The 12,168-nt window shown below is 49.9% G+C and carries 11 protein-coding genes; 4 read left to right on the plus strand and 7 right to left on the minus strand.

What is annotated here, in order from left to right:
- Positions 1-82: 82 nt before the first annotated feature.
- The 5 genes from GS601_RS19005 to hflX all read right to left on the minus strand — a co-directional run bounded on the left by GS601_RS19005 (position 83) and on the right by hflX (position 6,511).
- Positions 83-2,284, minus strand: a complete 2,202-nt coding sequence (locus tag GS601_RS19005; RefSeq protein WP_162424873.1) for a CHASE2 domain-containing protein — start codon at positions 2,282-2,284, stop codon at positions 83-85.
- A gap of 563 nt (positions 2,285-2,847) precedes the next feature.
- Positions 2,848-3,813, minus strand: coding sequence for a glutathione synthase (gene gshB, locus GS601_RS19010; protein WP_162424874.1), 966 nt, complete (start codon positions 3,811-3,813; stop codon positions 2,848-2,850).
- A gap of 134 nt (positions 3,814-3,947) precedes the next feature.
- Positions 3,948-4,211: a glutaredoxin 3 gene (gene grxC, locus GS601_RS19015; protein ID WP_162424875.1), complete on the minus strand. Its 264-nt coding sequence runs from the start codon at positions 4,209-4,211 to the stop codon at positions 3,948-3,950.
- A 51-nt stretch (positions 4,212-4,262) separates the two neighbouring features.
- Positions 4,263-4,883 (minus strand): 2OG-Fe(II) oxygenase, encoded by a 621-nt coding sequence (locus tag GS601_RS19020; RefSeq protein ID WP_162424876.1) that lies wholly within the window; start codon positions 4,881-4,883, stop codon positions 4,263-4,265.
- A complete protein-coding gene (gene hflX, locus GS601_RS19025) occupies positions 4,880-6,511 on the minus strand; it encodes a GTPase HflX (protein ID WP_202925207.1) in 1,632 nt (543 codons plus the stop codon). The genes GS601_RS19020 and hflX overlap by 4 nt, the downstream gene beginning before the upstream one ends.
- Before the next feature lie 328 nt (positions 6,512-6,839).
- Between hflX and GS601_RS19030 the strand changes: the two genes are divergently transcribed.
- Together GS601_RS19030 and GS601_RS23010 are read left to right on the plus strand one after the other, a co-directional pair.
- The gene (locus GS601_RS19030) at positions 6,840-7,034 is read left to right on the plus strand and encodes a DUF2281 domain-containing protein (RefSeq protein WP_238393373.1); all 195 of its coding nucleotides are present in this window, start codon (positions 6,840-6,842) and stop codon (positions 7,032-7,034) included.
- A gap of 55 nt (positions 7,035-7,089) precedes the next feature.
- Positions 7,090-7,398: a PIN domain-containing protein gene (locus GS601_RS23010; RefSeq protein WP_202925208.1), complete on the plus strand. Its 309-nt coding sequence runs from the start codon at positions 7,090-7,092 to the stop codon at positions 7,396-7,398.
- On the opposite strand, the gene GS601_RS19040 is transcribed toward GS601_RS23010, so the two are convergent.
- On the minus strand, positions 7,385-8,566 hold the full coding sequence (locus tag GS601_RS19040; protein WP_162424877.1) for a S1 RNA-binding domain-containing protein: 1,182 nt from the start codon (positions 8,564-8,566) through the stop codon (positions 7,385-7,387). The genes GS601_RS23010 and GS601_RS19040 overlap by 14 nt on opposite strands.
- Positions 8,567-8,968: 402 nt before the next feature.
- Between GS601_RS19040 and GS601_RS19045 the strand changes: the two genes are divergently transcribed.
- Complete coding sequence (locus GS601_RS19045) at positions 8,969-9,739, plus strand: SDR family NAD(P)-dependent oxidoreductase (protein ID WP_162424878.1); 771 nt, start codon at positions 8,969-8,971, stop codon at positions 9,737-9,739.
- 9 nt (positions 9,740-9,748) lie between these two features.
- Here GS601_RS19045 and GS601_RS19050 read toward each other — a convergent pair whose 3' ends face one another.
- Positions 9,749-11,395 carry an ABC1 kinase family protein gene (locus GS601_RS19050; RefSeq protein ID WP_162424879.1) on the minus strand — a complete coding sequence of 549 codons (1,647 nt, stop codon included), beginning with the start codon at positions 11,393-11,395 and terminating at the stop codon, positions 9,749-9,751.
- 514 nt (positions 11,396-11,909) lie between these two features.
- On the opposite strand from GS601_RS19050, the gene GS601_RS19055 reads away from it, so the two are divergent.
- Positions 11,910-12,092, plus strand: coding sequence for a papain fold toxin domain-containing protein (locus tag GS601_RS19055; protein WP_162424880.1), 183 nt, complete (start codon positions 11,910-11,912; stop codon positions 12,090-12,092).
- Positions 12,093-12,168: the final 76 nt, after the last annotated feature.

Below are 12,168 nucleotides of genomic sequence, written 5' to 3' on the forward strand. Positions count from 1 at the left end.
TGCGGTCAAAATACGGAGTCCGATCAAAATACAAACTATCCGCCTGAATCCGTTGCATCTGTTACCCCACCCGCGACCCCATCTAAGCATCCACGGTTTCTTCAGCAGTCATCGCACCAATGATATAGCGATTTTTTCCACTTTTCTTTGCCTGATACATCGCTTCATCTGCCTTTTGCATTAGCGTTTCTAAATCATCTGCATGGGTCGGATAAAGCCCAATGCCAATACTCGATGAAACCCTCAAGGTCTGCCCCGAAATCGCAAACGCTTGAGATAACGTGTATAAAATCTTCTCGGCAACCGTAGTTGCATTGTCGAGGTCTGGAACCGAGGGCAGCAGCACCACAAACTCGTCGCCACCCAACCGAGCAATCATATCGCTAGTGCGTAAGCAACCGCTCAAACGCCTTGCCACAGCTTGCAGCAGCAGATCACCAACACTATGCCCTAACGTATCATTAATCTGTTTAAACCCATCTAAATCAAGAAACAAAATTGCAACGAGTTGACCGTTTCCTTTTGCCCAATTTAGACACTGGCTTAACCGTTCATACAACAGATTACGATTGGGTAGCCCCGTCAAGGCATCATGATTGGCAAGATAGCTGAGTCGGTCTTGCGACAAGCGCAACTCTGCGTTTGAGCGCGACAGTTCGATCGTCGTTCGCCGCAATTCATTTTCAACAATTTTTCGGTGAGTAATATCTCGAATCACCCCGACTAAAAATCGGTTGCCTGCCGCATCTTTGTGCAGCGATCGCTTCGTTGCAATCAGGTAAGTTCTCCCATCAACGCTGGTAAAGTGCTCCTCGTGTTCTAATTCATGTTCACTTTGAAACACTAACTCGTCTTGCTGCCAGAAAATATCCGCTTCGTGGGCAGGAAAAATATCGTAATCCGATTTTTCCACTAATTCGTCAACGGGTTTGCCCAAAAACCGAGAATAAGCTTCATTGAGAACAATCCAGCGATGCTGTTTATCTTTAACAAACACGGGATCGGGAATACTATTGATCACACGATGTAAAAACTCTTTCGATCGCTTGAGTTCTTCCTCGGTATGGGCAATGTAGCCGATGATCACCACTGTTGAGCCAGTTAAGGCAAGAAAACTCGGGACGACGGGAATGATCCACCCTACTAGAAAAGCGCCATAGCACAGGCTAATCAGCCCCACACTCGCCAATAGAATGAATAACGCAGTCCGCGCGGGCGATCGCAGTTTCCAGCTTAAGGTTGTGCCCGCCACTGCCCAAACCCAGATCCACAGCCACTCACCCGTTTCAGACCAATTGCGAAACAGGGGTCGCCCATCTAAAGCGGCGCTGAGAATTTGGCTGATGAAATTTGCCTGGATTTCGACCCCTGCCATCAGTCCCGATGAGCCGACTTTGAGTTTAGTGTAGGGCGTTGCCGAAAAATCTTTGAGGCTCGTTGCCACAGAACCAATCAACACAATGCGATCGCGCAACTGATCGGGCGATACTTCCCCGTTCAGCATCTGGCGGACTGAAAACGTTTTGAACTGCCCCGCCGCCCCTCGGTAGTTAGCAAATATCTGGTATCCGCCAGCATCGGTTTGGTTGTACACACCATCGTTGGGCGTCAGTTGCGGAAAAACGGCATGATTTAATTGCAGGTAGCGCGGATTCTGACGCCCAGGTCTAGGCTGAATGCCCTCTGCTGCCAAGTAAAGCAGTGCCAGTTTCAGCGAAAAGCTTTGATAGCGCTTGCCGTTGGCTGTCCAGTAAAGCAGCGATCGCCGGATCTTGCGATCGCTATCATACACAACATTGTTGAACCCCACTTGCCCCAATCGTTTGAGCTTTGGGGAGGCTGCCACCCCCGATCCTTCGCGGTCTTTTAATTGCTCAATGCCGACCAGATTCGGCATCGCTTGATAAGCGCTAAGCAGGGCAGAATTTCCTGAACCGACAGGAATATCTCGGTAAAAATCAACACCCACTGCTCGTGGTTGTGCGGCTCTAATCGCTTGCAGCAAACTCGCTAGCTGAGTGTCTGAGAGAGGCCAGCCAAACTGCTGGATATCTTCTTCCTCCATGCCGATGATCACGATGCGATCGTCAGGCGCTTCTGTCGGTCGCAATCGGAAGAAATGATCCACCGTGCCGAGTTCCCAGGTTTGCAGCACGCCACCCATCCGCAACCCAATCAGACACCCAGTCACCGCCGAAGCCGTGATCCAAATGCGCCCACTCTTCCAAACCGTAGTCACCAACTTTGCCCAAAATTGCTTGCGCCGCTCAGGAAACCGTTTCATTATGAGTCTTTAGAAAGGCAGTGCACACCGAACAAATGCGAATAGAGGCTTTATCTCATGACCAGATTTTGCAGTTAGGAGAAGGGTTGAATTACCAAAGCTCAAGGCTAGCAAGGCGCGATCGCTCAATAGGATGCCAAGTGCGATACCTAAATACGATACTTAAAAATTAAGATCCCTAAGTACGACGCACAAAACAGGGCGTACTTTGGCACCCAGAAAAACAAAGCCTTCAGGAGTTGAGGTTAGTTCATCACTTTAGCCTCATAACTTCATCAGCGATCGCCGCTATCTTCATTGCTACTTCGCCTACTTAGAACCTGCCCTGAGCTAGGTTGGAACAGCAAGGGTTCGGTAAGTCGCCCTTGCGGATGAGAAGTTGACAGCACAAGGGGGCTTGTCGCTGTTGGCTTCTCTCTAGAAACTTCCTCTGAGCAGATGTGATGGAATTTTAGCACGGGAATTCGGAAGGAGTTTGCGAGGAAGAAAGCAGACGTTCAGTAGATTTTGATACACACAATTTAACGACCTTTAATCTAGCTCTTAAGGTCAAGCGTGATATCTTAACTTTCCTGATCGGCAATCCAACGAATCACTTGTTGCCCTAATTTGGTGCCATCTAGCCGATCTACTTCTCGAACCCCGGTTGGGCTAGTCACATTCACCTCTGTTAGATAGCCGCCAATCACATCGATGCCCACAAACATCAGATGAGCTTGCTGCAAGGTTGGCGCTACCATCGCACAAATCGCTCGTTCGCGATCGCTAATCTCGGTTTGGGCGCTGCGTCCTCCTACGGCCATGTTTCCCCGGAATTCGTTGCCTGTCGGAATCCGATTGACGGCTCCGATCGGCGTGCCATCGAGCAAAATGATGCGTTTATCCCCCTCTTTAGCTTCGGGTAGGTAAGTCTGCACCATGATCGGCACCTTTCCTTGCTGAGTACTAATTTCGATCAAAGAATTGAAGTTGCGATCGCCCGGTTGCAAAAACAAGATGCCTTCTCCGGCTTTGCCATTGAGCGGCTTGAGTACAGCAGCCCCTTTTCGGTCTAAAAATTGCCGAATCACCTGCTTATCTTGCGTCACGATCGTATCGGGAATCGCATCTGTAAACTGCAAAGCATACATTTTCTCGTTAGCTGCCCGAATGCCGCTCGCAGAATTCACGACCCGCGTTTTCGCCTGATCAACATAATCTAAAATATAGGTTGCGTACAAATAGGCATCATCGACCGGCGGATCTTTTCGCATGAACACCACATCCATGTCGTCGAGCGGTCGAAACAGCGCCTCTCCCACCGAGTACCATTGCGCGATCGCAACCCACCGATTTTCACCCAACGTCACAGGGATCACAGTCACAGGTTCGAGCCATGCCCAGGCTCTGCCCCTGACCACACTTAAACGATCGAGTTGCGTTATCCAAACTTCGTGACCCAGTTCCTGAGCGGCTTCCATAAAAGCAACGCTGGTATCGTGGGTTGGGTCGAGACGATGGATCGGATCGATGATGAATGCGAATTTCACAGGAGATGTCCTAAAGTAGCAGGGTTGGGGCGATGGTGCCGATACGGGGTTGGGTTGAGCCAAAAGATCACAACCTCAGAAACCAAGGGCAAGGAGTGCCCTCCCTTGCCCCAGACAGAGGTTCTAGAAGTGCTTTAGCTGGCTTGCAGCAGCGCATCAAGCTTTCCAGCGCGATCGAGGGCATGAACCTCATCACACCCACCAATATGCTGATCGTTGATAAAAATTTGGGGGACAGAACGCTGCCCATCTGAGCGTTCCGCCATTTTCATCCGTCCCGATTCATCCCCATCTAGATTGTGTTCGGTGTAGTCAACCCCTTTACGATCGAGTAAGGCTTTCGCCCGAATGCAAAAGGGGCACGTACTCCAGGTATAGATCTCAACGGTAGGAGCCATAGTCTTTCAGACCTATCTTTCAGAACTAGTAATATTTCTTAATTTTAAGCGCTAACGACAGATCCAACCATTTAGCGTAAAGCGACTTTCAGCAAACCTACGGGATGGGCAAGCCACAGGCAACACCTCATGAAGATAGTAACTGGGAAAAAAGACAATGCTGTTGTTGCGCGGCTCGATCGTCACAAATGTTTCGGCTGATTCATACCATCCGGTAGCGACATCTAGATCGTACAGCCGCAACTCTCCTCCTGAAAACCCTTTCGGCTCTTGGTAGAAATAGTAGACGTAGGACAGTTCTCGATTAACCACAGCAGCACTGCCATTATCGTTATGCATTTTGTAATAATTGCCGTCGTTGTGCGCTGTTAGCTGCATCTCGATTTGCGACACCTCAAACAGCGGATGATCCAACTGGGTAAACACCGTCGGCAATATCGCGCTGATATGGTGAACCATCCATGCTGATATTTCTGGAAATTCGTACAAAATTTTTGAGTTTCGATAATCGGCTTCGCCCGTTGACGTGGTAGTTGAAACAAACCTAGATTCGCGGCTGATCACATACTCCAGCAGGTGAATATTGCACTCTTGCGAGACAGTAGATGGCAGCCTCGACTGATCTAGAAACCCATCGATTTGAAGATATTTTGCCGCCTGAATCACGCTCATGGAGACACCGCATATTTCACCAGTTGACACAGCCGTTGCCGCAACGTTTCCAAACCAAGCCGCTCGGAAGCCGAAATAAAAGCAGCTTGAGGAAACTCTTCTCGTGCGATCGCAAGGGTTGCCCCATCGACTTGATCAATTTTATTAAATGCGACCAGTGCCGGTCCCGGAGAAATCGGCATTTCCGACAAAATGTGCATCACCGAACGGATCTGACTTTGCCAAGCTGGGTGAGATAAATCCACCACATGCAGCAAGGCATCGGCTTCGGTCACTTCTTCTAGCGTAGCCCGAAAAGCATCCATCAACGAGGGCGGCAATTCATGAATAAATCCCACCGTATCAGTGAGCAGCATAGAAGTAGATTGGTTGGTTTCTAGATCGGTCACCATCAATCGTCGCGTGGTAGGGTCTAGCGTTGCAAAAAGCTGATCGGCAGTGTACACTTCAGCGTTTGTCAACACATTGAGCAACGTAGACTTCCCAGCGTTCGTATATCCAATCACGGCAACAGACGCAACTTCTTGATGCTGCCGCCGCTGCCGTAACCGTGCCCGGTGCGCCTGAAGCTGGTTTACTTCTTGCTGGAGTCGAGAAATGCGTCGTTGAATACCTCTTCGCTCTGTTTCTAGCTTCGTCTCCCCTGGACCGCGGGTGCCAATACCGCCGCCCAAGCGTGACATGGCTTGTCCCCGCCCTGCCAGTCTGGGCAGCATATATTCAAGCTGCGCCAACTCCACTTGGAGTTTTCCCGCCCCCGATCGCGCCCGTTGAGCAAAGATATCCAAAATCACTTCGGTGCGATCGACAACGCGAATGCCGATTTGAGTTTCCAAATTTCGCACTTGAGCCGGGGAAAGGTCGCGATCGAACACAATTAAATTTGCCCCGATCGTCTGTGCAGTGAGGGCAATTTCCTGCACCTTCCCTTCTCCTACCACAGTTTGAGGATGGGGACGAGACCGCTTTTGTTTCAAGGTTTGCAGCACTTCACCGCCAGCAGTATCCACCAACCGCGTCAACTCATGCAGACCATCTTGAAAGCGTTGCGGCGAGAGATTATCCACTTGCACACCGATGACCAACACCTGATCGTGATTGCCATCGACCTGGTGTGCGATCGCATCTCGCCGAAACTCTTCTTCTAGCCCCTCAACTAATTCTAAAAAGTCTTGATCTGCCACAGTATCCAGGCTCAGAGCCGGAGAAACCGTCCAGTTTGCTTCAGGATGAGGCACTAAATGGGCTAAGTAAGCAGCCTTCACATAGCCCGTTGCCCCACCGCCGCGCCGCTCAAATCCGCCGCCTGTGAGCGTCAGCGCTACTAGGGCATCGAGTCGCTGAATTGCCATTGCCGTGAGCGCAGATTCACCAGGGGTGTCGTGTTTAAGTTGAGTTGCGATGCAGCGAATGCCGCACAGCCGTTCTGCCCCGTAGCGCGGAAGTTCTAGCGGCGGAATTTGCGTTTGCCTAGGCGTACCGATCCCAACTCGAATTACCTGTCCCCGTCGATTTACGTAGGTACAAATAGGTTGATTAATGTCTGTGCTAATGGCAGCCAGCCGTTGGGCAAATTCTGGCGTTGTGATGCGATCGCCCGGTAGACGCTGATGATACAAGCGCTGCAACTGCTTTAACTGACTGGATTTGAGACCTTGAAGATGACCGTAAACCGTTTCGATAAGATCCCTTGCCTAACGCTACTAGTTCTATATTAGATCCCTCGAATTCTTACTGAACAAGGTTCCGTAATTCCATCAGAGAATTATTAAATCTTCACGAGGTGCGATCCTGCGGAACGTGGGAAAGCCAATCGCGTTGCTTTGGATCGGGAGCGTCTAAGGCTCAGATGACAGATATGATTTCAAGGTAGCAGGGGCAAGGCTTCTAAAACAGTGAGAAAGTCAACTGGCTAGGATGCCTATACTTAAACTGCACTTTATCCTGAAACCTATCATGAGTATTGCTGAACAAATTTACGCGATCGTCAAATCCCTTCCCCAAGAGCAAGCCAGCGAGATCCTGACTTATGCTGAATTTATTCGTGCCAAACACCTGAATGCTAACCGACCCGTCGGCACGGTAAGACTCAGTTCCTTGGGCAGAGCTTGTTTACTCCCTTGCCGGAGCGTGGAGAGAAGACTTTCCTAGCCTAGAGGATATTCGTGCTGAATCGGGACAAGACCTCTTGCGAGAGAGCCTTTAAATGCACGTTTTGGATACCAATACCCTGATCTACTACTTTAAAGGTCAAGGGCAGGTTGCTCAAAACCTTGCCAGTATGCCTGCTCAAGACATTAGTGTTTCGACCATCGTTCTGTTTGAATGGCAAGTGGGTATTGCAAAATCTACTTCCCCTGCAAACCGTACCCAGCAACTTCAGCACCTTATCAAACTTCTCACCATCAAACTTCTCACTATCAAAATCCTCACAAAAAAAGAGGGATGGCTCCCTCTTACAGTGTTGAATCGCAGTGTTGAATCGCTGTATAAGTTGCGATTTATTCTTCAGTGACAGGCGCTAACTCTGCTTCTTCTGCTTCTTCGGTCGCTTCCGCAATTCCTTCCGAGTTTTGCATAGCGGTAATCGCAGGTTCATCTGGCGCTACAGACCCTTCTTCAACAGTCGCTTCTTCAACAGACCTTTCTTCAACTGTTGCTTCTTCAACAACGGGAGGGATTTCCGGCTCCTCAACGGCTGAAGGGATTTCTAGTTCCTCCTCTACCGTAGGGGCTTCGATCTCAGGTGGCGCTTCTACAACTGCCGCAGGCGCTCCGCCCTGTTGCTGTTGCATTACTGTTTCACGATACTTCGCCGCCATCTCCTCAGCCTTGTCGTACACTACACTTGGGTTTTTCACCATATCGCCGGGTTCTGGCTCAAGCTGCTTGGTCGAAAGCGAAATCCGTCCGCGCTCAGCATCGAGATCAATAATCATCACCTTCACTTCGTCGTTGACGTTAAAGACGCTGTGAGGCGTATCGATGTGATCGTGAGAAATTTCGGAGATGTGCAGCAACCCACTGACACCGCCAATGTCAATAAACGCACCATAAGGCTTGATGCCGCGCACCGTACCGATCACCACTTCGCCAACTTCCAGGCGGTTCATCTTACGCTCAACCAGCGCTCGACGGTGGCTGAGAACAAGCCGGTTGCGCTCTTCGTCTACTTCCAAAAACTTGAGCGGCAATTCTTCCGCGACCAATTCTTCCTTGGGCTTGCGAGTGCTGATGTGAGAGCCAGGAATAAAGCCGCGCAATCCTTCAATGCGAACAAGGGCACCGCCTCGGTTGGTGGCAAATACAATCGATCGCACCGTTGCATCTTCGGCTTGAAGCTGACGAACCCGTTCCCAGGCTCGCATGTATTCAATCCGACGAATCGAGAGGGTCAACTGCCCATCTTCGTTTTCGTCTGCCAAGATGAAGAACTCTCGGGTTTCGTTGGATTGCAGCACCTCATCGGGGCTATCCACGCGGTTGATCGACATTTCTTGAATCGGAATGTAAGCCGCCGTCTTAGCACCAATGTCAATCAGCGCACCTCTTGGCTCTAGGCTAAATACGGTTCCTGCTACAACATCTCCCGGACTGAAATGGTAGTCGTATTTGTCTAGTAAAGCCGCAAAGTCTTCGTGGGTAAAACCGACATCCATAGCTACTGTGTTCTGATTGACCATGCTAATTGTTTTCCTGGTTGTCTCCGTAAAAAAATCGCCTCCTGTTGATGCGTATGCACATCCAGAAAATGTGCAGCCTACACCGTCATCTCTCAGGGTTTAAGAGATGATTGGACGGATTAGTGAGTTCAGAATTCCTATGATAGCTCAATCTCTCTCGGTTAACACGGTGCGTTTGACTTCTTAGGAAGAGTTATTAAATGCTGGAAGGTAGCTTGTGTCAGGGGTGTATGTGGGGTAGAGAACAGGGCAAGGAGTGACTTCTTAGATTTCTTTGCCAAAAAATTCGACAGAACAAGCGATCGCTGACGTTAGATTCAGGTAGGCTGTTTCGTACGTTGCTTGCTATCCAACAGCGAAGCACCCAATGGTATACTCAGAGCGGTTTTTCCTACGACAACGATGACCGACTTGCCTCGCAACATTAACTCAAGAACGGGTTTACGAACGGCACTGATTGTCGGAGCGGGTCAAGGCATTGGGTTAGAATTTGTCAAGCAATGTTTGAGTTCAAATCGCTGCGATCGCGTCTACGCGACCTATCGTCATCCTAAATCAGACGTGGTGATGCTAACAGATCCGCGCCTACGCTGTCTGCCGATGGATATTACCGATGAATCGCAGATTGCCGATGCGATCGCAGAGATTCAAACCGAAACATCGACGCTGCATTATGTGATCAATTGTGTTGGCATTCTGCACGACTCAATCATGCAGCCTGAGAAAAGTTTGCGGCATCTCAATGCAGAAAATTTGATCCGGTATTTTCAGATCAACAGCATTGGCGGAGCGTTGTTAGCTAAACATGTGCAGCCGTTGTTGAAGCACCGCGATCGCGCCCTGTTTGCCACAATTTCTGCCAGAGTGGGCAGCATTGGAGACAATCAGCTAGGCGGATGGTATGGCTATCGTGCGTCAAAAGCAGCGTTAAATATGTTGATGCGAACCACCGCGATCGAATACAAGCGAACCTGCCCCCGGACGATCGTGGTGACGTTGCATCCTGGCACAACCGATACAAAATTGTCCCGCCCGTTTCAGCGCACTGTGCCGCCGGAGAAATTATTTTCCTGCGATCGCACCGTTCAACAGCTATTCACCGTCCTCGATCAACTCCAAGAAAGCGATAGCGGAGAATTTTTCTCGTGGGACGGGAGCCGCCTGCCTTGGTAAAGTAAACGTTTAAGGCTTGAACAGATATTCCATCACCAACCACGCACCCAGCGTTATGCCAACCCCAAGTAGCCCCTGGCTCCACAGCAACGTTGCGCCAGAAGGGTCGGCTAATCCGGCGGTTGCCAGCAACGAACCCGACACCATACTCCCCACTCCAATCAGCGCCAAGCTTATTCGCCGCACTGCCTTTGTCACGGCTTGTTGAAACTCTGATTGGTCGCGCCATCGCCAAATTAACCCCAACTCTGATCGCTCCAACCGATCGAGCAATACATCTAAACGCTGCGGAAATTGAATCAAAAATTCCGATAAATAGAGCGACGACCGAGCAATGTCGGGAACGATTTGATCGCCAAACATCCGGCGTTGCAGCGATTGTTCGACCACAGGGCGTGCCACATCGACAAAGGGAAATAGCGGATCAAACCGTCGAGCAATGCCTTCCACATTTGCGATCGCTTTGACAAACAAACCGATCGTTCCAGGCATTTGAATTTTGTTTTCGCGGGGAATTCTCAGCGCCTCATTCAGCAACTCCGTCATGTTGATTTCTTCGAGCGGGCGGGTGTAAAACCGGCGCAATAGCCGATCAAAGGCAGATTCGATCGATCGTAAATCAAGTTCTAGGCGCGTAAATCCTAACTCTCGGATCGATTGCGCCACTTGGCGCGGCTGCTCGTAAATAATGCCAACGAGCAGATCAGAAATAATACGCTGCGTGCGGGGATCAAACATTGCCACCATGCCACAATCGAGCAAGGCAATCCGATTTTCGGTTTCATCCCCGATATACAAAAAGTTGCCTGGATGAGGATCAGCATGAAAAAATCGATTCAAGAGCATTTGTTGCATGATCACCTGCACAATCAGCGCTGCCAACGCTTGCTTGCGCGCTTCTGGAAGATCGACGCTGTTGAGCTTGACGCCTTCAATCCATTCCAGCACCAGCACCCGTTCGCGAGTCAGGCTCCAAAATACCTGCGGAACAATCACCTGCCCTCGATTCCACAGCGTACTGCTTGACAAATTTTCGCGCAGTTGATCGGTGTTGCGCGCTTCTCGCCGAAAATCCAACTCTCCATTTAAGCTAGAGCGAAATTCTTCGACTAATCCGGGCAGATCGTAGGCTTGCCCAACACTGTCGCTGCTAAACCATTCTGCGAGCGATTGCAGCACATCCAAATCTTGCTCAATCACCGATCGAATACCCGGACGCTGAATTTTAATTGCCACCACTTGCCCATCTTTCAGTCTGCCCTTGTGCACCTGTCCGAGGGAACCGGCTGCGATCGCGCTCTGGTCAATCTCGGCAAACAGCGTTGTCCACGGCTGCTGAAATTCTGCTTTAAGAATGTCTTCGATCTCAACCCACGGCAATGCAGGCACATCATCTTGCAGGGTTTCGAGAGCCTGAATATACTCTGGTGCCAGCAGATCAGGGCGCGTACTCAAGAGTTGCCCCAGTTTGACAAAGGTTGGTCCCAAGTCAATCAAAATTTGCCGCAGCACCTCAGGCAACGGAAGCGAAAACTGTTCTGGTTCAGGATTGAGCGATAATTGATTGCGAAAATAAGACCAGCCGTTGCGAGCTACAACTTCGATAATGTCAGCCTGACGACGACTCACAAACGGCAAACTGGCGCGAATTGCCATGAGATTCTCCGGGAACGGCAGTACATACACGTCAGTTCGACAATATTTTTTCTGACTCCCCTCTCCCGCAAATGGCTCCCTTCTTTTTGGAGAGCAGGAGGTTGGGGGAATCAAGCCGATCGAACTGATGTTGAATACGAGTGTTACTGCATTTATTATGGCGCGAGTTTACAAAGTGTTACTCTAGCTGCCGATACACTGCTTGCAGATATCGCAAGTGCCGCTCAACTGCAAAAGTAACGCGGTTCCTTCGATCGGGTCGAAGATTGATGCACTGTTTCTAGGCATTTTGCTTCTGCTGCTTGATGGGCGATATCGGCTTCGATTTCTGCAACGTTGGCGTGATAGTAAGTGAGGGCAGCGTAAACTTCGGCAAGGGTGACGTTTCCGCTGCGATCGCAGATTTCTTCCGCGACGAGACCTCGCTTGTACCTTTGCCTGAAATGTGCGGTACACCACCGTTAAGCGATCGATCTCATAGGTAAGGTTGGGATTTTGAGGATTTGATTAGATTGTGAGTGACTTATCATCGGAAGAGATTTATCGGGAGGTGGGCGCAATTGTTAGCCGATTTGATTTGCTTAAATGTGCTGAGTGTGCAGCAGCAGTGTTGCAGTGGTTAGACCAACAGGGGATTGAGCGATCGCTGTTAAAGCTAAGAACTCGATATGACTTTGAAGACTACATTCTGATCTGAGCTCGACTTTATCCATCTTGAAGGAGAGGAAAGGAAGCAAGATTAGGAAAGCGTTGTTTGATTTGTCCTGATGAGC

The organism is Myxacorys almedinensis A (assembly GCF_010091945.1).
Taxonomy (GTDB): domain Bacteria; phylum Cyanobacteriota; class Cyanobacteriia; order Leptolyngbyales; family Leptolyngbyaceae; genus Myxacorys; species Myxacorys almedinensis.